At 73.3% G+C, this 25,036-nt stretch carries 18 protein-coding genes; 6 read left to right on the top strand and 12 right to left on the bottom strand.

What is annotated here, in order from left to right:
* Window positions 1-92: 92 nt before the first annotated feature.
* Window positions 93-584, bottom strand: coding sequence for a nitroreductase/quinone reductase family protein (locus AB0G16_RS24085; RefSeq protein ID WP_362808956.1), 492 nt, complete (start codon window positions 582-584; stop codon window positions 93-95).
* Between the two features lie 213 nt (window positions 585-797).
* Window positions 798-1,967, bottom strand: a complete 1,170-nt coding sequence (locus AB0G16_RS24080) for a hypothetical protein (RefSeq protein ID WP_362808953.1) — start codon at window positions 1,965-1,967, stop codon at window positions 798-800.
* A gap of 165 nt (window positions 1,968-2,132) precedes the next feature.
* Here AB0G16_RS24080 and AB0G16_RS24075 point away from each other — a divergent pair, with 165 nt between their 5' ends.
* Window positions 2,133-4,229 (top strand): M6 family metalloprotease domain-containing protein, encoded by a 2,097-nt coding sequence (locus AB0G16_RS24075; protein ID WP_362808950.1) that lies wholly within the window; start codon window positions 2,133-2,135, stop codon window positions 4,227-4,229.
* A gap of 186 nt (window positions 4,230-4,415) precedes the next feature.
* Window positions 4,416-7,016 (top strand): tetratricopeptide repeat protein, encoded by a 2,601-nt coding sequence (locus tag AB0G16_RS24070; protein ID WP_362808947.1) that lies wholly within the window; start codon window positions 4,416-4,418, stop codon window positions 7,014-7,016.
* 18 nt (window positions 7,017-7,034) lie between these two features.
* Here the strand turns inward: AB0G16_RS24070 and AB0G16_RS24065 are convergent, their stop codons facing one another.
* Entirely contained in the window at window positions 7,035-7,949 is a 915-nt protein-coding gene (locus tag AB0G16_RS24065) for a hypothetical protein (RefSeq protein ID WP_362808944.1), read from the bottom strand.
* A gap of 157 nt (window positions 7,950-8,106) precedes the next feature.
* On the opposite strand from AB0G16_RS24065, the gene AB0G16_RS24060 reads away from it, so the two are divergent.
* Window positions 8,107-8,952: a tyrosine-protein phosphatase gene (locus AB0G16_RS24060; RefSeq protein ID WP_362808941.1), complete on the top strand. Its 846-nt coding sequence runs from the start codon at window positions 8,107-8,109 to the stop codon at window positions 8,950-8,952.
* 33 nt (window positions 8,953-8,985) lie between these two features.
* Here the strand turns inward: AB0G16_RS24060 and AB0G16_RS24055 are convergent, their stop codons facing one another.
* Together AB0G16_RS24055 and AB0G16_RS24050 are read right to left on the bottom strand one after the other, a co-directional pair.
* On the bottom strand, window positions 8,986-10,077 hold the full coding sequence (locus tag AB0G16_RS24055; RefSeq protein ID WP_362808936.1) for a Gfo/Idh/MocA family oxidoreductase: 1,092 nt from the start codon (window positions 10,075-10,077) through the stop codon (window positions 8,986-8,988).
* Window positions 10,070-10,978, bottom strand: coding sequence for a PAC2 family protein (locus AB0G16_RS24050; RefSeq protein ID WP_362808933.1), 909 nt, complete (start codon window positions 10,976-10,978; stop codon window positions 10,070-10,072). The genes AB0G16_RS24055 and AB0G16_RS24050 overlap by 8 nt, the downstream gene beginning before the upstream one ends.
* Before the next feature lie 460 nt (window positions 10,979-11,438).
* Between AB0G16_RS24050 and AB0G16_RS24045 the strand changes: the two genes are divergently transcribed.
* Window positions 11,439-12,440: a 4-epi-cubebol synthase gene (locus AB0G16_RS24045; RefSeq protein ID WP_362808930.1), complete on the top strand. Its 1,002-nt coding sequence runs from the start codon at window positions 11,439-11,441 to the stop codon at window positions 12,438-12,440.
* 64 nt (window positions 12,441-12,504) lie between these two features.
* On the opposite strand, the gene AB0G16_RS24040 is transcribed toward AB0G16_RS24045, so the two are convergent.
* Window positions 12,505-14,613 (bottom strand): ATPase, encoded by a 2,109-nt coding sequence (locus AB0G16_RS24040; RefSeq protein WP_362808927.1) that lies wholly within the window; start codon window positions 14,611-14,613, stop codon window positions 12,505-12,507.
* 161 nt (window positions 14,614-14,774) lie between these two features.
* Here AB0G16_RS24040 and AB0G16_RS24035 point away from each other — a divergent pair, with 161 nt between their 5' ends.
* Entirely contained in the window at window positions 14,775-14,939 is a 165-nt protein-coding gene (locus AB0G16_RS24035; protein WP_362808959.1) for a hypothetical protein, read from the top strand.
* Window positions 14,940-15,069: 130 nt separating this feature from the next.
* Here the strand turns inward: AB0G16_RS24035 and AB0G16_RS24030 are convergent, their stop codons facing one another.
* The 4 genes from AB0G16_RS24030 to AB0G16_RS24015 all read right to left on the bottom strand — a co-directional run bounded on the left by AB0G16_RS24030 (window position 15,070) and on the right by AB0G16_RS24015 (window position 22,014).
* Entirely contained in the window at window positions 15,070-17,169 is a 2,100-nt protein-coding gene (locus tag AB0G16_RS24030) for a glycosyl hydrolase family 28-related protein (protein ID WP_362808925.1), read from the bottom strand.
* A 347-nt stretch (window positions 17,170-17,516) separates the two neighbouring features.
* Window positions 17,517-18,284, bottom strand: a complete 768-nt coding sequence (locus AB0G16_RS24025; protein WP_362808922.1) for a class I SAM-dependent methyltransferase — start codon at window positions 18,282-18,284, stop codon at window positions 17,517-17,519.
* Between the two features lie 50 nt (window positions 18,285-18,334).
* Window positions 18,335-19,285 carry an ABC transporter permease subunit gene (locus AB0G16_RS24020; protein ID WP_362808918.1) on the bottom strand — a complete coding sequence of 317 codons (951 nt, stop codon included), beginning with the start codon at window positions 19,283-19,285 and terminating at the stop codon, window positions 18,335-18,337.
* On the bottom strand, window positions 19,282-22,014 hold the full coding sequence (locus AB0G16_RS24015) for an alpha/beta fold hydrolase (protein WP_362808915.1): 2,733 nt from the start codon (window positions 22,012-22,014) through the stop codon (window positions 19,282-19,284). The genes AB0G16_RS24020 and AB0G16_RS24015 overlap by 4 nt, the downstream gene beginning before the upstream one ends.
* Window positions 22,015-22,256: 242 nt before the next feature.
* Here AB0G16_RS24015 and AB0G16_RS24010 point away from each other — a divergent pair, with 242 nt between their 5' ends.
* Window positions 22,257-23,417, top strand: a complete 1,161-nt coding sequence (locus AB0G16_RS24010) for a hypothetical protein (protein WP_362808912.1) — start codon at window positions 22,257-22,259, stop codon at window positions 23,415-23,417.
* On the opposite strand, the gene AB0G16_RS24005 is transcribed toward AB0G16_RS24010, so the two are convergent.
* Together AB0G16_RS24005 and AB0G16_RS24000 are read right to left on the bottom strand one after the other, a co-directional pair.
* Window positions 23,375-24,409 (bottom strand): CopD family protein, encoded by a 1,035-nt coding sequence (locus tag AB0G16_RS24005; RefSeq protein WP_362808909.1) that lies wholly within the window; start codon window positions 24,407-24,409, stop codon window positions 23,375-23,377. The two genes, AB0G16_RS24010 and AB0G16_RS24005, sit on opposite strands and share 43 nt — an antisense overlap.
* Window positions 24,406-24,999, bottom strand: a complete 594-nt coding sequence (locus tag AB0G16_RS24000; RefSeq protein ID WP_362808906.1) for a copper resistance CopC family protein — start codon at window positions 24,997-24,999, stop codon at window positions 24,406-24,408. The genes AB0G16_RS24005 and AB0G16_RS24000 overlap by 4 nt, the downstream gene beginning before the upstream one ends.
* Window positions 25,000-25,036: the final 37 nt, after the last annotated feature.

The following is a 25,036-nucleotide window of genomic DNA, read 5'->3' as shown; positions in this document are numbered from 1 at the left end:
GACCTGGTCAGGGAGGCGCTCCAGGAGCGCTCGCTGCTGCTGCAGCGGATCGCCCTGGGCCTTCCGGCCCGGCGGGCGGCCCCGGCGGTTCCCTAGCGCGGCGTCAGGTAGATGACCCCGAGGTTGCGCCGCCGGATCGCCTCCGCCAGTTCCTCCCTGGTGGGCATGCGGTCGACGTGGACGACGATGCCGAGCCGCTGCTTCGCCTCCGCCAGACCGATCTTCTGGACCAGCTCGTCCATCTCGGCGGCCATGGCCTCGGGGTCGTCCATCAGCTCGGCCCGCATGGGGGTGCGCCTTCCCATGTCGGTCACCTCGACATCGGCGCCGCCGCGCAGGTTCACCTTCCACCGGGCCTCGGTGTAGACGCAGAGCCTGCCGCTCTCGTCCTGCTTCATGACGGGAATCTCGTACCGCTTGCCGGTCTTTCTGCCGGTGAAATGAAGAAGGATCACGTTGCCGACGGAGCTCGTTTTCCCCTTGCGTACCTGATTACGCATCATGGGGTTGAACAGGCGCATCATGAATTTCATCATGATGGGCGTTTCCTTGATGGTCACCGCATGAGTCGTGTTTTCCGCCATGACCCATTGTTTCATCTTCGTGTGGATTTAAAAAAGGGTGCGGACCGATTCGCCCGGCGAAGCGGAACGGAATGGAGCGGGGCGGGGCGGGGGCAAGGGGGCCGGGGGCGAACCCGGCGGCGGGACACGGCGGCCGACCGGTGAGGCGGCGGGACCCGGGGCGATGAAACATGGGATGAAAGGATGTCTGTGGGCGAGGTGAGAGGAGCCGGTTCAGGCGAGGCGCCTGCCCTTCACGTCACCGGCGCCCGCCGCGTCCCCGGCGTCCCCGGCGTCCCCGCCGCTCCCGAGGTCCCCGCCACCGGTTCGGGCGGCTCCACCGGCGTCACCGTCGGCGTCGGCGCCGCCGGGGGCGCCGAGCCGGCCGGTCCCGTCGAGACGCCAGCGCGCCCGGCCGCCCGCGAACGTGGCCACGCACCGGCCCGGCCCCTCGTGCAGCAGGACCGTGTAGGGGTCGCGTCCGCGGGCGTCCACCGCGAAGACCGCGAAGTCGGCGCGGCCGCCCCGCTCCAGACAGCCCAGGCGGCCGGGGCCCTCGTCCATTCCCAGCGCCCGCGCGCCGCCCGCCGTCACGGCCTCGACCAGGAGCCGGTCGTGGCCGGGGGCGTGCGACAGGGCGCGGGCGACGGCCAGCGGGTCGCCGCCGGTACGGGTGCCGATCGCGATCGCGCTCTCGCCGTCCAGGAGCCCCTCGGCGGCGAACGGCGACGAGATCGCGATGACCGTGCCGCGGGCACGCAGGAGCTTGCGGTCCGCCTCGTCCAGCGGGCCGGAGATCGCGATGTGGCAACCGGCGCCGAGCGCCCCGACCTCGTCGAGGAAGGCGACGGTGTGACGTCCGGGCTCGACGTGCAGCCGGAGCCCGAACGTCCTGGACAGGACGGTCAGGTCCTCCATGACGACCGGGTCGGAGGAGTGGGCGGCGATGCCGATGGCGCCCGGGTGGTCCACCTCCCGGATCGCGGTGATCAGCCGGTCGCGGGCCTCGTCCTCCCAGCGGTGCTCGTCCTCGCAGCGGGTCTCCAGGTAGGTGACGCCGCCCAGCCCGGCCTCGCCGAGGGTGGAGGCCGCGTCCAGGTCGGCGGCGATGCCTCCGGCGGCGGTGACGCCGTACACCGAGACCGGGGCCGCGGCGCGGTCGAGCCGCAGGTGCGCGTCGACCAGGCCCGGCAGGATCATTCCCGGCCAGTGGACCGGGGTGAGCAGGGGGTGGGCGGCCACGATCTCGGCGCGCGGGCCGACCCTGGCGATCCGGTCGTTGCGGACGACGATCGCGCCGTCGTGGACGGGAGGACCGCAGACGGGGAGCACGACGGGGGCGCAGTGGACGGAGACCGTGGCCCTCGCGCGCGTGCCGATGGTCCGACCGGCACGGGTGGGCATAGGCGCTCCTGTGTGTTCGTCCCCTCCGGAGAGGTTAAGGGGAGTGGCCCCCGATCTCAAACGGGTCTCCGGCGGGTCTCGCCTCCGCGCTTCCTGACAGGACCCTGTTGATCCCGCTGTAAGCGATCTATAGCGTCAATTATCGTGACTCGTCCCCCTAGGCTGATGAAAGCGTCGATCGCCGCGATCACGCTGATTCTCGCCGGTCTCGCCACCTCCCTCCCCGCCGCCGCCGACCCCGTCCAGGACCCCGAGCACCCCTGGCGCCTGGAGCAGTGGCCCAGGACCCAGCCCTGGCAGCGGGACGCCCCCGCCACCCCCGACGCCGACGCCGACACCGCGCGGCGCGCCGAGCCCGGCGCCCCGGCCCCGATCGACCCGCAGAACTGGAAGAACCCGGACCACATGACGTGGGCCGACTACCGCAAGCCCCCCGGCACCAACTGGGCCGACCCCGCCGTCAAGGGCTCCAAGCGGACCTTCCGCGGCGCCCTCGTCCTGGCCGACTACCCCGGCCGGCCGTTCGTGGTGACCCAGCCCAAGGGGTCCACGGTCTTCGGCAACCCCAGCGCCGAGGCCCACGACATCCCCCGCGACCGGGTCGCCGGCTTCTACCGGGACTTCCTCAACACCCCCGGCGCCCTCAACCGGGGCCACACCATCCACGAGTACTGGATGGAGGACTCCGGCGGCCGCTACGGCGTGGAGCTGACCGCGTTCGGGCCGTACGAGATGCCCGGCAAGTCGCACGAGTACGCCATGGAGTTCCAGGGCGGCACGGCCTGCCCGGCCGGCGACACCTGCAACCGCAACCTGCGCACCGACGCGCGGGCCGCCTGGACCGGCGCGGCCGGCCCGGAGGTGCCCGCGGGCTTCGACTTCATCTTCTACCTGAGCGCCGGCCAGGACGAGTCGGCCACCTGGCAGGAGTTCGGCCCGATCAAGTTCCCCACCAAGGAGGCGGTGACCGACGCCTTCGGCCCGCCCGACGAGAACCTGCCCAACTGGGCCAGGACCCGCTACGTGGAGTGGACCTCCTGGGCCGCGGCCTCCTCGATCTGGCCCAACGCCGGGGGCGGCTCCTCCACCCAGGCCGAGAGCTCCGGGCAGGGCGTCTACGCCCACGAGCTCAGCCACATCCTCGGCATCGGCGACAACTACAACAACCCGTTCGGGGTGCCGCCTCGCCGGGCCTACACCGGCATCTGGGAGATGCTCAGCCGGGGCAGCTTCAACGGCCCCGGCGGCCCGCACAGCCGCTGGCTGATCCCGCCCACCGCGGGCGCCTCGATGGGCGCCCAGCACATGCTCCGCAACAAGATCAAGCTGGAGATGGTGGACGAGGCCAACGTGCTGCGCCTGTCCAGGGAGGCGCTGGCCGAGTCCGGGCTGGTCGTGGCGAAGGTCACCGCCCGGGTCGTCCAGCCGGGACCGAAGGACCTGTCCGGCGTCAACATCGCCTTCACCGGCGGTGACCGCGCCCCGGCCTGCGACGTGAGCGTCGACCCGTTCTGCGACGGCGGCGGCTACGACAACTACACGATCGAGGTCGTGGACCGGATGGGCGCCGACTCCTTCACGCCCGACTCCGGCGTGCTGCTGGCCAAGACCAAGAACGTCGACCAGGCCCCCTTCGAATGGGTGATCGACGCCAACCCCCAGGACATCGGCATGACCGACTACGTCCTGCCGGACGGCACCGCCGTGCCCATCACGATCGGCGACTACCGCCAGCTCTCGGACGCGCTCTTCCACGCCGGCACCGGATCGGGATCGGAGTTCGAGTACGTGGACCAGGCCAACAGGCTGCACTTCTACGTCCTGGACCTCAAGCGCGACCGCAAGGGCGTGCTCTCCTACACCGTGGCCGTCCGCTCCCTGGACGGCGCCGGGCCCAGCCGGCGCGGGGTCAGGGTGCTGCCCGCCCTGGGCCTGCCGTCCAAGGGCGGCGCCTCGACGTGCCGCTTCCCGCTGTTCAACACCGGCAGGACCGCGCCGGCGCGGGGGACGCACCCCGAGGACGTGAGCGCCTACCTCGCCGGTGACGTCTACCGTCTCTCGGCGACGGTCTCGGGACGGGGCTGGACGGCCTCGCTGCCCAACGGGCTCGCCACCGCCGAGGCGGGCCGGAGCACCCCGGTCACGGCCGTCGCCCGCAGGGCCGCCGGAGGCTCCCGCCTCGCCACGGTGACCCTGACCGCGGTCTCCGAGAGCGACCCGTCCAAGAAGGCGAAGGCGACCTGCCACGTGCTGGGACGCTGAGGAGCGCCACCACCCCCACGCCGCCGGTGACGCCGCCGGCCGCCTCACCGTCCGCGTCACCCGGGTGACCGCCCGGATGACGCGGCGCCGCCGGGTGGCCGTCTGGTTCAATTTCCAGGAATCAAGGGACATGCCGACCGGCGCGGGGGCCGCGGGCGTGCCGTGGTCCGCGTGCGAGGGGTGTGGATGACCGGGGCGCAGAACGTGCCTGACGAGCCCGACCGGCCGCCTGCCCGCCTGCCCGCCCGGTGGCCGGGACGGCGGCCGGGACAGCGGCCGGGACGCCGGATCCGGCTGGCCGCGCCCGCGGCGGCCGGGCTGGCCGCCGCCGTGGCCAGCGTCCTGGCCACCTCGCTGGACGTGTGGGACCTGCCCCTGGAGGCCAAGGTCGGCGTGACCGGGGTCGCCGGCCTGCTGGTCGGCCTGCTCACCTGGGCGACGGCCGGCAGCCGGGCCGAGGAGCGCGGCGCCTCGGCCGGGACGGTGTGGCGCCCGCCCGACCAGTGGCCCCCGGTCTCCGCGCACTTCACCGGGCGTACCGGGTCGCTGGCCGAACTGCGCGAGGTCTTCGCCGCGCGCCGCCGCTCCCGCGACCACGCGCCCGCCGCCCCGCTGGTCGTCTCGGTGTACGGCAGGGGCGGGGTGGGCAAGTCCATGCTCATCGCCCGCTTCGGTCACGACGTCGCCGGCGACTTCCCCGACGGCCGCCTGTACGCCGACCTGCGGGGTCAGGTGGAGGCCCCGGTCGATCCCGCCGAGGTGCTGATCGGCTTCCTGCGCGCGCTCGGCGTGCGCCTCACCACCGACCCCGGCGGCCTGGCCGAGCTCCGCGCGCTCTGGCTGACCTGGACCAAGGGCAGGCGCGTCCTCGTCTACCTGGACAACGCACGCGACGGCGACCAGGTCAAGGACCTGATCCCGGCCGAGCCCGGCTGCGCGGTCATGATCACGTCGCGGCAGCCGCTCTTCCTGCTCAACACCTACGACAAGCGGCTGTCGGTGTTCGACGACGCGCAGGGGGTGGAACTGCTGGCCCGGCTCGCCGGGCGCGACCGGGTGGCCGCCGACCCGGAGGCGGCCAGGGAGATCGTGCGGATGTGCGACCACCTGCCGCTGGCCATCGGCATCTGCGGCGGGCGCCTGGCCACCAGGGAGAACTGGACCCTGCGCCGGCTCGCCGACCGGCTGCTGGACGAGCGCCGGCGCCTGGACCAGCTGGAGATCGCCCGCAGCCTCGACAAGAGCGTGCGCGCCTCCCTCCAGCTCAGCTACGACGACTGCACCGGCCTGCTGCGCCTGCTCAGCCTGGTCGACGCCCCGGACGCGCCCGGCTGGGTGGCCGGTGAGCTGCTCGCCACCTCCGAGGTCGAGGGGGCCGACCAGCTGGAGGCGCTCATCGACGCCCAGCTCGCCGAGTGCTCGGGCACCGACCTGTCCGGGGCGATGCGCTACCGGCTGCACGACCTGGTGAAGATCTTCGCCCGGGAGCCGGCGCTCGCCGACGGCGAGGCCCACCGCCGGGCCGCCATCGAGCGGGTCCTGTCGGGCTACCGCCGCCGGGCCGAGGCCGCGGCCGTGGCCCGCTGGCCCCAGGACTGGGGACGCGCCAGGCCCGCCGGGCGGGAGCCGGGACCGGAGCCGGTGACGCCGGCCGAGGTCTCGGCGGCCGACTGGCTCAACGCCGAGCGGCTGACCCTGGTCGCGGTGATCGGCCAGGCCAGGAGCATGGGGATGTGGGAGCTGGCCTGGGGCCTGGGCAGGGCCTTCTGCTCGCTCTGCCACTCGCTGCGGGCCTACTGGTCCGACTGGCGGGCGGTCGCCGAGATCCTCTGCGAGGCCGCGGAGCGGATGGGCGACCCGCGCGCGCTGGGCATCGCGCTGCTGGACCGGGCCGCGGTGGCGGGCGGGCAGGGCGGCCACCGCAGCGCCCTGCGGGACGCCGAACGGGCACTGGAGATCTTCGAGGGGCTCGGCGAGTCCTGGTGGGCGGCGCGGGCGACGCGCGCGGTCGGCATGACCCTGTTCAACGACGGCAACCTCGACCGCGGGCAGGACTACCTGGCCGGCGCGGTAACCGTCTTCACCGACGAGGACGACCGCTGGTGGGCGGCCAGGACCCGGCGCAACCTGGCCGAGCTCCGGCTGGCCCAGCGCAGGCCCGCCGAGGCGCGGAGGCTGCTGGAGGACGCGCTCGGCGTGTTCGAGCGCGACCGCAACCGCTACTCCGAGGCGCAGACGCTGCGCGCCTACGGCGAGGTGCTCGGCGCGACCGCCAGGTCCCTGCTCGCCGGCGGCGAGCACCACGCCGCCGGGGAGACCTTCACCAGGGCCGGTTTCAGCCTGGACCGGGCCGCGGAGATGTTCCGGCTCCGCGGCGAGCTCTGGGAGGAGGCCCGGTGCCTGCGCGCGGCCGGCGAGGTCGGCGATCCCTCCAACGCGCTGCGCGAGCTGACCTACGTGCGCCGCGCCGCGGAGATCCTGGTCGCGCTCGGCGACACCTGGGGGGTCGCCAGGACCGAGCTGTCGGCCGGGCGCGCCCTGGGCAGACTGGGCCGTACGGGCGAGGCGCTGGAGTCGCTGCGGCGGGCCGCGCGCGACTTCGAGGAACTGGGCGACCGCTGGTGGACGGCCAGGAGCCTGCGGTACCTGGGGAAGACGCACCTGGACGCGGGGGAGAAGGGGGCCGCGGCGGAGGTCCTGCGACCGGCCCTGGACGTCTACCGCAGTCTGGGCAACCGGGCCGGGATGGACCTCACCCTGGAACTGCTGCGCCGCGCGGGCGGCTGAACCCCCGCCTGCCCGCGGTCAGGGACCGGGAACGGGGGGCGGGGTCCCTGGATCGGGGCCGGGGTCCGGGACCGGGGGCGCCAGCAGGTGGCGGGCGGCCAGGCGTGCCTCGTCGACGCTCTCGTGGAAGAGCCTCTCCACCTGACGGGCCTGCTCGTTCAGGTGGTCGAGCCCGGACGCGGCCGGCGCGTCCTCGGCGGTCTCGGCGACCAGCGCCTCGTACCGGGGCGCCTGCTCGGCGAGCGCCTGGAGCCGGAGGTGGGCGAGGTAGACGTCGTCGGCCCTGCGGACCTGGCCGGCGTACTCCTCCAGCGCGCGGACCCGCCCCTCCAGGGAGCGCTCGGCGGTCTCCAGCGCGCCGGTGTAGGGGGCGAAGGCCCCGGCGACCTCGGGCGGGGGCGGGACCGGCACCAGCCGCCGGTGGTCGGTCCTCAGGGCCGAGAGCCGCTTCAGTCCCGTGGCGATCTGCCAGGTCTGTTCGGGCAGCGTCACGGCGTTGTCGATCGTGTCGAGCAGGCTCGCCCGGTTGATCTCGGAGCCGAGCACCGCCTCGACGGCCTCCTGCGCGCGGCGGAGCAGGTCACCGCACCCGGCGTCGAGATCCTCGGGCAGGATGAAGCGGTCGCGGTGCTCCATGGCGGTCCGGACGCGGTGCCGCTCCCTGCGGCTCTCGGGCTCACCCCTCAGGCGGTACATCGAGGAGACGACGACCACGACGGTGATGACGATGAGGCCCGCCGTGACGCTCAGCCCCATCAGGAACAGCAGGAACGCGACGGTAGCGCCCACCCTCGACGCGCTGGGCAGCCGGGGCCGGGGGAGCTGTCCCAGCCGGGCCGCGCGCAGCGCCTGCGGGTCGGCGCGCAGCGCCGACGCGACGGCGGACGGCAGGGAGGGATCGATCAGAATGTGAGGACGTCTCCTCGAATCCACGCGGCCTCCTCGCTGGGGAGCACGGTCGGCCCTTCGGTGGGCCTCATAAAGGAGTTAAGACGCACTTGTCGGGAACGTCCAAGGGTGTTGGTAATTACGGAAGCAGGCGTCCCCTGTTAACGGCCCGCTCACAAAGCGGCGTATAGGCTCGGGGGCGATGAGAGACTTCACGCGCTGGATCGAACTCGAAGGTGCCGTCAACGTTCGCGACCTGGGCGGGCTCGCCACGGTGGACGGCGGGACAACACGCTTCGGCCGGATCTACCGGTCGGACAACCTGCAGGGACTGACCGAGCGGGACGTGCGGGTGCTCGTCGGCGACCGTGCGCTCCGCAACGTCGTCGACCTGCGCTCCGGGCCGGAGGTGCGCCTGGAGGGGCCGGGCCCGCTCACCGCCGTGCCGCAGGTGAGCATCCACCACCTCACGCTCTTCGCCGAGGGCGGCCGGTACACCGACGTCGAGGCCGACACAGCCGACACGGCCGACACGGCGGACACGGCCGACGGTGAGACGATCGAGGGCGACAAGGTGCTGCCCTGGGCCGTGCGCGAGGAGAACGAGGAGCGCATGGCCGAGCTGCGGGTGACCGGGTACTACTACGGTTACATCCGCGATCGTCCCGACTCGGTCCTGGCGGCGTTGCGGGCCATGGCCCGCGACGACGGCGCCGCGATCGTGCACTGCGCGGCCGGCAAGGACCGCACCGGGGTTCTCAGCGCCCTGGCGCTGGAGGTCGCCGGCGCCACCCGGGAGGCGATCATCGACGACTACGTCGCCACGGGTGACCGCCTGGAGGACATCCTGGCCAGGCTGCGCGCCAGCGAGACCTACCGCGTCGACCTCGACACCCGGCCGGCCGACGACCACCGTCCCCGGGCCGAGTACATGCAGCAGTTCCTGCGCGTCCTGGACGAGCGTTTCGGGGGACCGCTGGCCTGGCTCGCCTCGCAGGGCTGGACCGAGTCCGACTCCAGGCTGCTCCGCGCCCGCCTGCGCGACTGAGGGGAACGGTCAGAGGGTGACTGAGGGGAACGGTCAGAGGGTGACGACCCGGCGTTCGGCGGCCGAGAGGCGGGCGGCCTCCAGGACGGCGAGGGCGGCGGCGACCTCCTCGGGCTCGACCGGCGGCGGGGCGCCGTCGCGCAGGCAGGCCAGCACCGCCGGGTAGAAGCCGCCGTAGCCGCCCGGCTCGGTGCGCACGGCACGGGTCTCGCCCTCGGTGCCGATCGTGCCCCACCGCTCCCCGGGCTCCTCGCCGAACCCCGGCGAGGCCGGGGTCAGCCCGGCCCGCAGCTGCTCCTCCTGCACGTCCAGGCCGTACTTCAGGTAGCCCGCCCGGGTCCCCAGCACCCGGAAGCGGGGGCCGAGCCTGGGGGTGAGCGCGCCGGCCCACAGATGGGAGCGGGCCCCGCCCGCGTGGGACAGGGCGATGAAGGTGTCGTCGTCGGCACTCACGCCGCCGCGCCGGACGTCGGTCTCGGCGTAGACGTCGACGGCCGGGCCGAGCAGCCGCAGGGCCTGGTCGACGAGGTGGCTGCCGAGGTCGTAGAGCAGCCCGGGGATCTCCTCGGCGCCGCCCGTCTCGCGCCAGCCGCCCTTGGGCACCGGCCGCCACCGCTCGAAGCGCGACTCCAGCCGGGTCACCTCGCCCAGCTCGCCCGCCTCGGCCAGCCGGCCGATCGTCAGGAAGTCGCCGTCCCAGCGCCGGTTCTGGAAGACCGTCAGCATCAGGCCGCGCTCCCGCGCGAGCGCCGCCAGGTCGCGGGCCTCGGCCGCGGTGGCGGCCAGGGGCTTGTCCACCACGACCGGCAGGCCCGCGCCGAGCGCGGCCCGCGCCAGCGGGACGTGGGTGCGGTTGGGGGAGGCGATCACGACCAGGTCGACGGCGCCGACGGCGCCGCTGGGGGCGCCGGGGGTCGCGGGACCGGTCGCGCCGGACGCGTCCCAGAGCGCGGCGGCGTCCGGGACCGCCCGGGCGCCGTACCTCTCCGCCACCTCGGCGGCTCGCGCGGGGTCGCGGGTGACCACCGCGGACAGCCGGAGGCCGGGGGTGGCCGAGATCAGCGGGGCGTGGAAGAACGCCCCCGCCACCCCGTACCCGATCAGGCCGACCCGCAGGTCAGTCACCGCGCTGCTCGTCGCGTTCGGCCAGGAACGCCTCGAACTGGGCGGCGAGCTCCTCCCCGGTGGGCATCTCGGAGCTCTCGGCCATCAGGCTCTCCCGCTCGGCGCCGGCGGCGAACGCGTCGTACTGCTGCTCGAGGCCGGTGATCGCGGTGGACAGCTCCTGGGAGGCCTGGATCTGCTCGGCGATCTCGGCGTCGGTCCTCTCGGCGGCCTCGCGAAGGCCCTCCAGCGGGAAGACCAGCCCGGTGCCCCGGGTGACGGCGTCCAGGGCGGCGAGCGCGGCCGTCGGGTACTCCGCCTGGGCCAGGTAGTGCGGGACGTGCACGGCGTAGCCGAGGGCGTCGTAGCCCTTGGCGCCCAGCCTGAACTCGACCAGCGCGGCCGCGCTGCCCGGCACCTGGACCTTGCCGAAGGCGCTGGTCTGGCCGGCGACGAGCTCGGGGCGGCTGGCGTGGCCGGTGACGCCCAGCGGCCGGGTGTGCGGCACGGCCATCGGGATGCCGTGGGTGGTCACCAGCCTGCCGACGCCCAGCCGGGCCACCAGCGTCTCCACGGCGTCGGCGAACAGCTCCCACTCCCGGTCCGGCTCGGGGCCGGTGAGCACCAGGAACGGGGTGCCGGTGGTGTCGTGGAGAAGGCGCACCACGAGCTCGGGGCTCTCCACGGCCACCCAGCGGTCGGTGTCGAAGGTCATCACGGGACGCCGCGACCGGTAGTCCAGCAGGCGGTCCACGTCGAACGTCGCCACGACCCGGTGCTCCAGCTCGTCGAGCAGGTGGGCGATGGCGAGCCGTCCGGCGGCGCCAGCGTCCACGAACCCGTCGAAGTGGTAGAGCAGCACCGGATCGGTCAGCTCAGGGACATCCCCGCTGAGCCGGTAGAGATCCGTCGGGTCGGACACCGTTTCCAGCCTTTCGTCGGTCTTCTCTTCAGCTCAACCCGCCGGGGGGCCGCCGAATTCCGCAGGTTCTCGCCGATCACTGGGAACCCTACCGGGACACAAGGGGTCACACGCAGCCTGGCCTGAGCTTGAGGGGACGCGACCGGTCCGGCCCGTCCGGCCGCTCGGACCGGCCCGGCGGGGGCGGCGGGGACGGCGACCGCCGCCGGACATCACCGGGCGCCGCCGGAGGTCGCCGGGTACCGCCGACGGGCGCGAGGTCCGGGAGGAACACGCTGTGATCGGGGTGTTACCGGAGGTCAGAGGCGTTCCGGCCTCCCGGGCCCGCGGCGGCGGGCACGGCCCGGATGCCCGGCCAGGGCGAACACCCGAAATGTTCAGCCGTTAATGCCCGAGATTGTGGCATCAATCTGATTGGCGGCGTATAGGAAAACGGCCCTCCTTCGGTCATTCTGGGGGAGTGGGAACTACTACTCCGCGTAGGTCCGGCCTACCTCTCCGCATCCCTCCTCTGCCCTGCCCCTTCCCCAGCGAGGTCAGCCCGTACGTCGAGAGGGTCAACACCGAGACCCTCGACTGGCTCGCGGAGACGGGCCTGCTGGAGGACACCGAGACCCTGGAGCGATACCGGCGGGCGAAGTACGGCTGGCTGAGCGCGCGCACGTACCCGTACGCCGAACACCACACCCTGCGCCTGGCGACCGACTGGTGCGTCTGGCTGTTCGCCTTCGACGACGCCTTCTGCGAGGAGAACCGCGGCGCGGGCGAGATCAGCCGCGCCCTTCCCCGGTTCCTCGCCGTCCTCGACGACCTGGACGAGGACGACAAGCCCGACGACGCCTTCGCCCGGGCGCTGCTGGAGATCAAGTGCAGGATCGCCAGGTACGGCGACCCCGACCAGCTCGACCGCTGGAGGACCGTCACCAAGGACTACCTCTTCGCCCAGGTGTGGGAGGCGGCCAACCGCGAGGCCGACGTGGTGCCCCAGCCCGGGGACTACATCTTCATGCGGCGGCGCACCGGCGCCATGCTCACCGTCTTCGCCCTCATCGACGTCGCCAGCGGCCGCCGCCTCTCCCCCGAGGAGTGGCGCCACCCCGCGGTCAGGGCGGTCACCGAGAACGCCAACGACGTCGTCGTCTGGGACAACGATCTCATCTCGTACGCCAAGGAGAGCGAGGGCGCCAACTCCCGCAACAACCTGGTGAACGTGCTGGCCACCCACCGGGGCCACTCCCGCCAGCACGCCATGGAGGCGATCGGCGCCATGCGGAACCGGGCCATCGCCGAGATGGTGGAGCTGCGCCCCGCCCTGGAGGCGCTCGGCTCCGAGGCGGTGCTCGCCTACGTGCGGGGCCTGGAGTTCTGGATCAGCGGCAGCGTCGACTACTCGCTGACCAGCACCCGCTACACGACGGCGTGGGAGCGGGTGGGAGCCGGCGGCCGGCCCGCGACCGGCTGACCGGTCACAGGCCGCGCGTCCCGCGAGAGCGGCGCGCCCCGCGCGTCCCGCGGAGGCCGGTGCCCTACAGGGGTCGCTCGTCCTCGTGGTCGCCGAGCGCGAGGATGATCAACTCCTCCAGGTCCAGCTTCCTGCCCTGGCCGAAGGCCTCCTCGTGGGCCTTGTCGCCGAGGAGGCGCCTGCACTCCTTGACGCAGCGCTCGTGCTCGACATTGAAGAACGGCGAACCCAGCTGCGGCATCCCGAAGGTCCGCCAGTTGGCCTGGCCGCCGCCCATCAGCCGGGAGGCGAGCTCCGGCTGCCCGTCCTCCAGCGCCTGCTTGGCCACCACCTCGATCGCCAGGCCGATGCCGAGCACGTCGTGGAAGTAGCGCTTGAGGCGCAGCGCCTCACGGGCGTTCGACATGGCCTCGGCCGAGCGGCCCATCGCCTGGTACACGCTGGCGAGCGCGTAGATGGCGTACGAGCGCAGCCACAGCTCGCCGCGCTGGGTGCAGACCGCGATGCAGTCGCGCAGCAGCACCTCGGCCTCGGCGGGCTCGTTCTGGATGAGCAGCACCATGGACAGCTCGACGATCGAGGGCAGCAGGCCCGGGTTGAGCTCGCGCCCGCTCTTGTGGAACTCGATCGCCACCCCCAGCAGCGCGCTCGCCTTCTGCAGGTCGTTCTGCAGGAACGCGGCCGTGCCGAGCATCTTGGTGGCCAGGATGACCGCGCCGGAGTCGCCCACCCTGACGGCGTCGGAACTGCACTGCTCGGCCGCCTCGACGGCGCCGGTGATGTTGCCCTGCGCGCTGTGGATGTAGGACAGCACCCACAGGGCCTTGCACCGGTCGGGGGTCGGCTGGGTCGCCAGCTCCAGGGTCTTCTCCAGGTACAGCCTGCCCTCGCGGGCCAGACCGCAGGCCACCCACATGAACCACAGCGAGGACAGCAGTTTCAGCCCGGACTGCACCTCGCCGGGGGTGCGCAGGCAGTGGTCGAGCGCGACGCGGATGTTGTCGTGCTCGTGGCGCATCCTGACGTACCAGTAGACCTGGCGCGCGCCCGACCACGCCTCCTCGCTCCGCTTGGCGAGCTGCAGGTAGTAGTCGCGGTGCCGCGTCCTGATCGCGGCGGTCTCGCCGAGCTTCTCCAGCCACTCCTCGCCGTACTGCCGCAGGGTGTCGATCAGCCGGTAGCGGTGCCCGGACGGCGTGCCGTCGCTCAGCAGGATCGACTTCTCCACCAGGCTGGAGATGAGGTCCATGATGTCCTCGGAGGGGAGGTTGTCCCCGGAGCAGACGTAGCGGGCGGCGTCGAGCTCGAAGTCCCCGGCGAAGACCGACAGCCGCGCCCACAGCAGCCGCTCGGCGGGCTCGCACAGCTCGTGGCTCCAGCCGATCGCGGCCCGCAGCGTCTGGTGCCTGGGCAGCGCCGTGCGGCTGGCGCCCGCGAGCAGGCTGAACCGGTCGGCCAGCAGGCCGAGGATCTGCTCCACCGACAGGGCCCGCATCCGGACCGCCGCCAGCTCGATGGCGAGCGGGATGCCGTCCAGACGGCGGCAGAGCTCGGCCACCGGCCCGATGTTGTCCTCGTCCAGCAGGAAGCTGGGCACCACCGCGCTCGCCCGCACGGCGAAGAGCTGCACCGCCTCGTTGGTGAAGACGTCCTCGCCGGGGGAGTCGCCCGGGACGGTCAGCGGCGGGATGGCGACCGTGTGCTCGCCCCTGGCGTTGAGCGACTGGCGGCTGGTCGCCAGGATGGTCAGCCCAGGGGCGCCGGTGAGGAGATCCTCGAAGAGCGCGGCGCACGCGTCGACCAGGTGCTCGCAGGTGTCGATGATCAGCAGGAGCTCGCGGTCGCCCAGCCACTCGATCAGCGTCTCGTCGGCCGAGCGGGCGGACTGGTCGGCGATGCCGAGGGCCGAGGTGATCGTGTGGCGGACCATGCCGGAGTCCTGGAGGCGGGCCAGGTCGGCGAACCAGACGCCGTCCCTGAAGCCGGTCCGCATCTCGTGCGCGATCCGCAGGGCGGTACGGGACTTGCCGACGCCCCCGATGCCGGTCACGGTGACCAGGCGGTGCTCGCCCAGCCGCTGCCGGAGCGTGGTGAGCAACCTGGTGCGCCCCACGAAGCTGGTCAGCTCGTTGGGGAGATTGCCGTCTCGCCGCCAACCTGATGGCGTTGTCATGGCGCCTCACGGGGGGTAGCTGAAACCTGCCACCGCATCGTACCGCCTGGTTTGCCGCCTGTCCCCGGCGTTGCCGGGCACGGAAGGCCTTTCCCCGGCGTCGCCGGGCGCGGGCGGCCTTTCCCGGGCGCCCACCCCGCGCGGGTGGCTAGCATGGGGCTGTGACAGTGCCAGAACCCGATGACCTGCGCCCCGTCGACCTCTCCGACGACGGCCTGCCGATCCTGCCCGACCAGACCCTGGACGACACCGACCTCGGCTGGAGCGAGTGGCGCGAGGCCGACGACGACGCCCGCCTGATCGAGGACCGCCCGCCCCACTGGTAGGCGACCGGCCCGGCGCCCGCGAGGTCTCCCTCCGCGAACACCGGGCCGGCGGGGATCGGTCAGGCCCGTGCCGTCCGGGGCGGGGCCGCCGGGGCCGCCGGGATCGCCGGCGGCCCGCTCCGGGCGGCGATCACCACGGCGCCGGCGCCGGCGGCGCCACCACGGGCGGGCGGTCGTCGCAGGTGACGGTGTTCGGCAGCAGCCAGGGCGCGAGCCACGAGCCGCCCGCGTCGCCGCCCCCGTCGTTGCCGCCGAGGTCGGTCAGCGAGAACTCCGAGCCGGTGGGCGGGAAGCCGAACGACCCGCAGTTGTTGACGCCGACCGCGCCCACGTTGCGGGCGTCCACGTTCTCGAACGTCGCCGAGCCCTTCACGCGGGCACTGACCACCGAGGTGCCCGTGCCGTCGACCCTGATGTCCTTGAAGTGGACGCCGGTGATCGAGTAGAGGTCCTTCACACCCCAGTCGCTGACCAGCATGATCGCGTTGTAGGTGTTGTCGAGGAAGTGGTTGCCGGTCACCCGGACGTCCGCCTCGATGCTCCTGTCGAGCGCGTAGAACCAGATGGCCCCCAGCCCGATCCTCCAGTTCAGCTCGAACGTGCCGGCGCGGACCGTGGTGTTGTCCTTGATCGACAGCTTCCCGGCGAACGCCTCGGCGCCGAAGCGGGATCCGACGTGCAGCGCGCTGCCCTCGCGGACCGGGTCGGCCACCAGGTTGTTCGAGACGGTGTTGTCCGTGCCGCCGTAGACGGCGATGCCGTTGGCCAGCGTCGGGGTCTGCACGGTGTTGCGGTCGAACGTGTTGCCGGTGTTGGCGATCTTCTCCGACCACAGGGCGAGGCCGTCGTCGCCCGTGTTGCGGGTGACGTTGTTCGACACGACCGAGTTCGTGACGCCGCCGTGGAAGTTGAGGGCGTCGGCGATCTGGTCGACGATCATGTTGTTGGTGATCCTCAGGTTCGTCATCGGACCGTCGAACCACATGCCGACCTTGGTGTGGCGGATGTGCAGGCCGTCGATGGTCGAGTCGCTCAGCGCCCCGCCGATCGCGTTCACCTGGTCGGTGTCGATGCGCTCGCGGACGTCGCCCTCGATCGCGAAGCCGGACAGGTGGACGTTCCTGCTGCCGCCCGCCGACGCGTCCTTGCCGTAGAAGCCGACGCCGGTGTGCGTCGAGCCGTCGGGGGCGGGGGCCGGGAGGGCGACCTGCCTGCCCTTGATGATCGTGTACCAGTTCCCGGCGCCCTCGATCGTCACGTCGTCGACGATGATGTGGCGGTTCACCCGGTAGACGCCCGGGGGGACGTACACCTTGAGGTTCTTGCGCTTGGCGAAGGCGATGGCCGCCTCGAACGCGCCGGCGGAGTCGCGCCGCCCGAACGGGTCGGCGCCGAACACCACCACGTTCGCCGCGACGAGCCGGACGCGCGGCGCGCCCACGAACTCGGAGTCGAGCAGGTCGACGACCGTCCACGCGGCCTTGCTCGCGGCCGGGACGGTCAGCCGCACCCGGTCGCCCGCCCTGTAGACGCGGCCGAGCAGCAGACGCTGCTCGTCGTAGAAGTGGGTCGGGCGGAACGGCTTGGTGACGACCGGGGCCGGTGTCGTGGCCGACGGCACACAGGCGCACTCGGTGATCCACCAGTCGGGGTGGAGCAGGTCGGCGTTCGGGTCGTTGGTGAACGGATACTGGTTGTACAGCCAGGAGTACTGCGAGGTGAGGGTCATCGCCCTCCTGCCGCCGCCGTTGACCGTGACGTCGAGCGGCGCGGTGATGCCGCCGCCGTCCGGCGCGTCCGGGATGCTGTAGCGCACCGTGATCGCGTTGGCCGTGGCCGGCAGCGTGAACTCCACGTGCTGGCCCGGCGTCAGCCTGACCGCCCTGCGGCCCGACGCCTCGGACGGCAGCGTGTACGCGGTCCGGTCCGGGCCGATGACGGTGCCGTTCGTGACGGCGTTCTCGGCCTCCTGCTCGGCGAAGCGGACGTCGGCGCCCCGGCCCGCGACGAGCGCCGGGTTCAGGGCGGCGCGCGTGACGACGGGGGCGGCGGCGCGGGTCGTGCCGCCCGTGCCGCCCGCGGCCCGGTCGGCGAGGGCCGCGAGGGCGGGGCCCGCGGGCGCGACGCCCAGCCCGGCGACGGTGACGGCCAGCGTCGTGACCGCCACCGCCGCTCTCCGCGCCGACCTGCCGGACCACCTCGCCATGGCTCCTGTGATGCTGCGCGACATCGGACGCTCGTTTCTCTCGGGGGGTGGGCACCTGAGGGCGCTCGGGGGGCGGACGCCATGAGGGTGAGGTGACAGTAGGACTCGCGTACACCGTTCCACAAGAGTTCTGTGAAATAATTTCGTAACGTTGCTACATCTCTGCGTTGGTTCTACATCTTCTTGCAAATTCCTGTCAGGGTGACCGGCCTCGGAGCGCGACCGTGGCGCGTGCGGCGCCCTACGGGCGCGCGGAGGGACGCGGGATCCGGGCGAACGCGAGAGACGGGGGCGCCGGGGGCGCCGGGGGCGCCGGGGGCGCCGAGGGCGCCGAGGGCGCCGGGGGGTGCCGGGGGCGGGGAAGGGGGCCGCTACCGCTCGTGGCGCCGGCGCGCGAGATGGACGGTGATGTCGGCGGTGAGCTCGACCGTCTCGGGCAGGACACGCGCGATCCGGTCGAACGCCAGCTCCCGCTCCGGGGCCGGCAGGACGAGGTAGGCCGAGACGGTCGAGAGATGGCCGATGTAGTCACGGGCGCTCAGGAGCAGGCGCCGCTCGACCACCGCCTGCCGGACGTCGGTGAACCACCGCGACCGCCGCAGCTCCGTACCCGGCCACTGCATGTCGCTCCCCGGAGGCGTCCCGTCGGGAGAGGGAACGTCGTCGTCGGCCAGGAACGGCGACCGTGCCACGCGCACGGCCTCCTCCACGGCCGGGTCGGCCGGACGGAACGGCCCGCCGAACGAGGCGAACACGCCGTCGGGCTCCAGGAGCGCGGCCACGCGTGACCACCGCCCCCGAGGTGCGGTCCAGTGCAGTGCCGCCGCCGCGTAGACCAGCCCGTACCCGCGGTCCGGCCGCAGGTCCTCGAACGCGGCCCGCACGGTCCTGACGTTCGCCGGTACGTGCCGGCGCAGCTCGGCGAGCATCGCCTCGTCGGGTTCGGTCGCGGTGACCTCGACCCCCGGCCGGGCGAACAGGCGGGTCGCCTTGCCCGTCCCGGCGCCGATCTCCAGGGCCGTGCGGAGCGGCCGCGCCGCGTACGCCGTCACCAGGCCGAGAAGCTCCTCCGGATAGCCCGGCCGGAACCGTTCGTAGGCCTCCGCGATCGCTCCGAAGCTCAGTGCGCGCTCAGACATGCCGAGCATCCTGACACGAGGCGGGGCCCGCCGGGGCCCGCCGGGGACCGCTAGGAGACCACGTCCTTGGCGCGGAAGCGGCGGAAGGCGAAGGCGATCAGGATCACCGAGTAGGTGACCGAGACGGCCACCCCCTTGAGCATGCCGTCGTACTGCGGTTGCGGGGCCAGGGCGTCCAGCCATGCGGTGTTCCAGAACGTCGGCAGGAACTCCCTGAGGAAGCCGAGCTCCTCGACCGCCTGCAGGATGTTGCTGACGATCACCAGGCCGACCGCCCCGCCGACCGCCCCCAGCGGGGCGTCGGTGCCGACCGAGAGCAGAAAGGCCAGGGAGGCGACCACGAGCTGGCTGACCATGGCGTAGCCGACCACCACCGCGAACCGGGGCAGCATGTCCAGGGCGGCGATCGTCTCGCCGGTCCCGGGCACCCGGACGTCGTTCCAGCCGAAGGCGAGGGTCCCGGCCAGCAGCGCCATCACCGGCACGCAGATCACCGCCGCCGCCGAGTAGCCCAGCGCGACGATCAGCTTCTGGCGCAGCAGCCGGTCCCGGGGGATCGGGGCGGCCAGCAGGTAGCGCAGCGACGACCAGCTCGCCTCGACGGCCACGGTGTCGCCGCAGAACAGCGCCACCGCGACGACCAGCAGGAACGTCGCCGAGACCGACAGGGCGAACGCCGCGAAGTTCAGCCCGCCCTCGGTGGCCAGGTCGGAGATGCGCAGCGTGGTGGCCGGCTGACCGGACCCGGCGCCGAACGTGAAGGCGATCACCAGGATCCACGGCAGCGCGAGCAGCAGGCCGAACATCACCAGCGTGCGGCGCCGCTTGAACTGGCGGACGACCTCCACACCGAGCGGCAGCGTGCGCCCCGGGGCGTACCCGCGCGCCGCGCCGGTCGAGGCCGTGCCCGCCGTGGCGGTGCCGCCCGCGGTGCCGTCCGCGGGCCCGCCGGTCGGGGGCGGCACGGGCGCGGACGCGGGTGCGGGCGAGACGTCGCTCACGCTTTCTCTCCGATCAGGTCCAGGAAGACGTCCTCCAGGCGGGTGCCCGAGCCGTCGACGGGCGTGCGGCTGTCCAGCAGCTCGCTCACCGTCCCGGCCGTGACGAGGCGCCCGCGGTGCATGACCACCACGTGGCTGCACGACTGCTCCACCTCGGCGAGCAGGTGGCTGGAGACGATGACGGTACGGCCCCCCTCGGCGTAGCGGATCAGCACCTCGCGCATCTCGCGGATCTGGGGCGGGTCCAGGCCGTTGGTGGGCTCGTCCAGGACGAGCAGGTCGGGCAGGCCGAGCATGGCCTGCGCGATGGCCAGGCGCTGGCGCATGCCCTGGGAGTAGGTGCGCACGGCACGGTCCAGCGCCTTGCCGAGCCCGGCGATCTCCAGGGCCTCGGCGAACCGGGCGTCCTCGGCGGGCCTGCCGGTGGCCTTCCAGTACAGCTCCAGGTTGTCGCGCCCGGACAGGTGCGGCAGGAACCCCGGCCCCTCGACGAACGAGCCCAGCCGCGACAGCACCGGCGCGCCGGGCACCACCCGGTGGCCGAAGATCCGCACCTCGCCGCCGTCGGGCCGGATCAGGCCCATCAGCATGCGCAGCGTGGTGGTCTTGCCCGCCCCGTTGGGGCCGAGCAGGCCCAGCACCTGGCCCTGCTCGACGGTGAACGACAGATCGTTCACGGCGAGCTCGCCGTTGCGGTACGCCTTGGTCAGGCCGCTGATCCGCAGCGGTACGGCGGCCAGCTCCGGGTCGTGCTCGTCGGCGGCGCGGCGCCGCCCGGCCAGCAGCAGGGCCGTCGCGACGACCAGGGCGGCCGGCGGCAGCGCCCAGATCCACCAGGCGGGACCGGTGGAGGGGGTGCGCAGCGCGGCGTGGGTGGGGACGGTCACCGAGGGGGAGACCAGGCCCACGGTGTGGACGGCCGGGGCGGTGGGGGTGCTGTAGCCCAGGTCGGTGGTGGTGAACGCGACCCGCAGCCGGTGCCCGACGTCGAACCCGTGGTCGACGGCGGGCAGCGTCACCGTGGCCTCGCCGGAGCCGTCCGCGCCGAGCGCGATCCTCACCGGGGCGGCGAGTCCCTCGGGCAGGATCGGCGCCTGGGTGGCGCCCGCGACGTCGTAGAGCTTGGCGAACAGCGTCACCTCACGCCCGGCCCCGCCGCCCGTGCCCCCTGCGCCGCCCGTGGTCCCGGTGCCCGCGGCCCCGTTCTCCGTGTCGCCCGAGGGGACGGTCGCGGAACCGGGCGGGGAGGAGACCCGCACCCGGACCGTCGAGCTGCCGGTGACCTGGAGCGGCGCGGTCAGCGGGGCGGACTCGAAGGTGGCGCTCTGCCCGGCCATGTCGGCCGAGATGTTCACCGCGCCGCCGAGGCCGCCCAGGCCGGGAACCGCGGAGATCGAGGCCGGGGAGCCGCCGGGCGGGTTGGCGACCGGCTGGTCGGGGCCGCTGAGCGGCACCGAGACCCGGCCGCTGCCCGACAGCCCCGGATAGTCGCGGGCGACGGCGTGCAACTGGACCGGGCGGCGGGTGCCGGGGTCGCGCCCGCCGTCACGGGTCACGGTGAAGGCGCCGCCCCGCTCGCCGCTCTGCTCGCCGTCCCGCCCGGCGCCGGTCCCCCTCAGGTGACGGTCGAACCAGTCGAGCGTCCTGTCGTGCAGCCAGTCGGCCTCGCCGTTGCCGCCGTCGTGCCCGCCGTCGAACCAGGCGACCTCCACCGGGGCGCCGGTGGCGGCGACGGCCCTGGCGTTGGCGTCGGCCTGGCCGAGCGTGAACAGCGAGTCGCGCCGCCCCTGCAGCAGCAGCGTCGGGATCCTGATCCTGCCGGCCACCGAGACCGGGCTGGACCTGCGGAGCGTCTTCACGGCCTCGGGCGTCGCCCGGCCGCTCTCCGCGATCCCCTGGTACATCTCACAGATCTCCGGCAGGAAACGGCCGCACCGCACCTCCTGCGGGGTGAGCGGCCGGTCGGTCCCGGGCCGTGCCGCGCCGCCGTCGGCCCCCTCGCCGCTGCCCTCGTCGCCGTCGTCACCGCCGGCGCCGCCGTTCCCGCCGCCGAGGGCGGCCAGGCCGCCGGCGCCGCCCGCGCCGGACGCGGGACCGCCCCGGCTGAAGAACAGTCCGGCCCACATGCGCTTGAACACCCCGCTCTCGGGGCCGTCGCCGGTGGCGTTCGGGAACAGCGCGTCGGCCAGGTCGTACCAGGTGATCTGCGGGACGATCGCGTCGATCCTGGGGTCGTGGGCGGCGGCCATCAGCGCGATGGCGCCGCCGTAGGAACCGCCGGCGATGCCCGCGCGGGGGTCGCCCGCCGCGTCCAGCAGGACCTCGGGCCGCTTCGCGGCCCAGTCGACGAGCTGGCGCACGTCCTTGACCTCGTAGTCGGGGGAGTTCAGCGCGATCTGCCCCGAGGAGCGCCCGAAGCCCCGGGCCGACCAGGTCAGCACCGCGTAACCGTCCTGCGCCAGCCGCAGGGCGGACTGCCTGACGCTCTGCTTGCTGCCGCCGAAGCCGTGCGCGAGCAGCACCACCGGGGCCCGGCCGCCCCCGGCCGGGGGGAAGAAGCTCGTGTCCAGCGTGACGCGCTGGTCGTCCCGCGGGCCGTCCACCACGGCGATCATCTGGTTGTGCGCCCGCACCTGCGGCGCGGACGGCCACACCAGCCAGGTCACGACACCGATCGCCAGCACGGCGACCACCGCGACCCAGACGGCCCGCCTTCCCCCACGTCTCATAGCGCGAGCCTACTGACCCCGTCCAACTTCCCCCTGAGACCGTTCTCAGGTTGGTAGTGCCGGTCAGGGTGGATCTGAGCTGGTCAATGGCCATATGTGCCCATCTGGGATCGTCTGGGCTGTACGGCGGCGGCATCCGGCGTCACGGACCGCCCGTCGTGGGCGGAGAGGAGGTGGTCGCCCCGATGCCTCAGGGTTCTCCCCGATTGCGGAGCAAGGCGCAGGGCGGCATCATTTCGCGCGTGAAGCCAGTAGAGAGCCTCCGAAGAAGAGCGACCCCCGTCATCGAATGGGCCCTGCCCTACTGGACACGGGGAGAGGCGGGCAGGGAGACCCCCGAGGATCTGTTCAGGCTCCTCTACCTCGGCTGGCTGGTGGCTTTCTCGTTCAAGGTGCTCGGCGCCTCCTGGGACGTCTCCTGGCACTTCAAGTGGCTCCGCGACGACCTGGCCCCGCCGCACCTGCTCAACAGCGTCGGCACCGCCGTCGCGCTCGCGCTCACGATCATCCACCTCTACACCGGGTACGGCGTCGACAGGCTCGCGCAGCGCCTGATCGCCTGGGGTACGGGGATCTTCCTGCTCGCCGTGCCGCTGGACCTGATCAACCACCGGGTCAACGGGCTCGACATCACCTCGTGGAGCCCGTCCCACCTGATGCTCTACATCGGCACGCTCTTCATGATCTGCGGCGTCATCCGCGGCTGGTTCGTGCGGGCGGTGCCGGGGCGGACGCGCACGCTCGTCCTGGGCGGGCTCTTCGTGTTCCTCTTCGAGAACGTCTGGTTCCCCGAGCAGCACCAGGAGTACGGCGTCTACGGCCTCGCGGCCTGGGACCGGGGCGCACCGGAGGCGGAACCCATCCTGATCAAGTTCGCCGCCGACCAGATCGGCCTGCCGGTGACCGACAGGGCGGTGGCGCTGCACTTCACGCTGCCCGTGCCCGACGCGCTCTACCCGCTCTACGCCGCGATCGCCGCGCTGCTGGTCGCCGTCTACGCCCGCGCGATGATCGGCCGGATGTTCTCCGCCACCGCCGTGATCGGCGCCTACATCGCCTTCCGCATGCTGATCTGGCCGCTCCTGGCCCTCGCCGACTTCCCGCGCTCGGCCGTGCCGGTCTTCCTGATCGCCGGGGCGCTCGCCGTCGACCTGGCGTTCCTGATCAGGATCCCCGTCGTCAGGGCGCTGGTCGGGTCGCTGGGCGCGGTCGTCCTCGTCGACCAGGCGCTGCGCCTCCAGAACGCGATGTTCATGTCACCGCCGCTGGTCCCCCCGATGACCATGCTGGCCGGTGGGGCGGGGCTGGCCGTGCTCTGGCTGGCGGCCGAATGGTCGTTCGACCGCCACACCCTGCGGGCTCAGGACAGGGAGGCCGTGGTCAGCGCCACCGCGACCCCGTAGGCCACGCCCATCACGACCAGTTCGGCCGCCACCCACCCGGCGACCGCCGTCGCCCGTCCCCGGGCGACGTGCGGCAGCAGGCGGAAGCGGATGTGGGCGGCGAGCGGGATCAGCAGTGCGACGCAGACGGCCTTGGCCACCAGCAGCGGCCCGTACTCGCCGCTCAGCAGCGCCCCGGGCAGCTCCACCCCGGGCGTGAGGGCCATCGTGGCCAGGCCGTTCACCACCCCGGACACGCTCACCACCACCAGCGCCAGCGTCGCCAGCCGGGAGAACGCCGGCAGCACCCGCGCCAGCAGCCCGCGGTCCGAGGCGACCAGCGCGACGACCGCGACCAGCCCGCCGGTCCACGCCGCAGACCCCATCACGTGCAGCTCCATCGAGATCATGATGGGGTCGTGCCAGACCGAGTCGACCGCGTGGCCGGTCACCGGGATCGGCAGCAGGCCGAAGAAGGCGACCACGATCCGCAACTCGGCCGGGACCTTCTCGCCGTAGCGCACGGCCAGCAGCCCGATCGCGGCGGCCGACAGGGCGCAGGCCGCGCTGAAGAGCATGCCCTGACCGGCGCCGACGCCGCCCACGTACTCGGCGATCATGCCCGGCGTGGGCAACAGGCCGGGGTTGAGCTCGGCCGTCTGGAACACGATGACGACCAGCGCGAGCAGCGCCCACGCCCACGCGAAGGTCACGGCCATCGGCCGCGCCCGGCGCATCACCGGCTCGGTCCGCTCCGGGTCGTCGAACCCGAGCAGCCTCGGCAGCAGGCTCAGCCCGACCACCGCCACGGCCGCCAGGTCCAGCAGCACCCGCAGCACCGGCAGGCCGTACTCCACCAGCGGTCCGGGCACGTCGATGCCCGGCACCGCCTCCTGGGCGGTGAAGGCCGTCGCGGCCAGCACGGCCACCAGCGCGCCCGACACCAGCCCGCCGGTCAGCAGTCTCCTGGTCGTGGCGCTCTCGCGCGGGACCGGTTCGGCGGTCACGGTCATGGGGCGCCTTCCCGCTCCCTGGTACGGCGCATGGCCACCACGGTGGCCCCGCCCAGCAGCACGATGGAACCGGCGATCCACAGCACGGCCATCCCCGCCCCGCCGTTCTGCGCGGCCTCGGCGGCCTGGGCGCCCAGGCCGAGCTCCTGCTCCCGCGGCGCGGCGGCGGAGACCGCCGGGGCGGGGGTGGCCGGGACGGCGGAGGCGGGCCCTGCGGCGCCCGGCCCCGGCGCGGTCAGGGTGAAGGTGGTCTTGCTGGAGACGGGATGACCGTCGGAGGAGAGGATCCGGTAGCCGACCACGTAGGTCCCGGCGGGGCCCAGCGGCCTGACGCCGACGGCCACCCGCGCGCCGTCGACGGTGGTCCTGCCGTCCTCCCAGCGGGTGCCGTCCGGGCCGGTCACGCTGATCCGCGCGTACCCCTGCCGGACCGCCTGGTCGAAGACGAGCGTGATCCTCGAGGGGCCGTTCGCCAGCTCGGCCCCGTCCTTGGGATCACTGCCGATCAGCACGTTGTGGGCCTGCGCCGGGGTGACCGCGCCGAGCGACGCGGTGACCGCGAGGAGCAGGACCGTGAGTAGCCGCCTCACCGGTCGTGGCCTTCCGTTGGGTTCGTCATGACCCCGC

The organism is Streptosporangium sp. NPDC023615, assembly GCF_040640155.1.
Taxonomy (GTDB): Bacteria; Actinomycetota; Actinomycetes; order Streptosporangiales; family Streptosporangiaceae; genus Streptosporangium.
Note: the sequence above shows the minus strand (reverse complement) of the source record. Positions and strands in the feature narration are given on the sequence as shown.

What these genes read in the sequence shown, in the direction of transcription:
- AB0G16_RS24085 (WP_362808956.1), bottom strand. Translation starts at nt 584, where the DNA reads ATGGCGGAAAACACGACTCATGCGGTGACCATCAAGGAAACGCCCATC.
- AB0G16_RS24080 (WP_362808953.1), bottom strand. Translation starts at nt 1,967, where the DNA reads ATGCCCACCCGTGCCGGTCGGACCATCGGCACGCGCGCGAGGGCCACG.
- AB0G16_RS24075 (WP_362808950.1), top strand. Translation starts at nt 2,133, where the DNA reads ATGAAAGCGTCGATCGCCGCGATCACGCTGATTCTCGCCGGTCTCGCC.
- AB0G16_RS24070 (WP_362808947.1), top strand. Translation starts at nt 4,416, where the DNA reads ATGACCGGGGCGCAGAACGTGCCTGACGAGCCCGACCGGCCGCCTGCC.
- AB0G16_RS24060 (WP_362808941.1), top strand. Translation starts at nt 8,107, where the DNA reads ATGAGAGACTTCACGCGCTGGATCGAACTCGAAGGTGCCGTCAACGTT.
- AB0G16_RS24040 (WP_362808927.1), bottom strand. Translation starts at nt 14,613, where the DNA reads ATGACAACGCCATCAGGTTGGCGGCGAGACGGCAATCTCCCCAACGAG.
- AB0G16_RS24030 (WP_362808925.1), bottom strand. Translation starts at nt 17,169, where the DNA reads ATGTCGCGCAGCATCACAGGAGCCATGGCGAGGTGGTCCGGCAGGTCG.
- AB0G16_RS24025 (WP_362808922.1), bottom strand. Translation starts at nt 18,284, where the DNA reads ATGTCTGAGCGCGCACTGAGCTTCGGAGCGATCGCGGAGGCCTACGAA.
- AB0G16_RS24015 (WP_362808915.1), bottom strand. Translation starts at nt 22,014, where the DNA reads ATGAGACGTGGGGGAAGGCGGGCCGTCTGGGTCGCGGTGGTCGCCGTG.
- AB0G16_RS24005 (WP_362808909.1), bottom strand. Translation starts at nt 24,409, where the DNA reads ATGACCGTGACCGCCGAACCGGTCCCGCGCGAGAGCGCCACGACCAGG.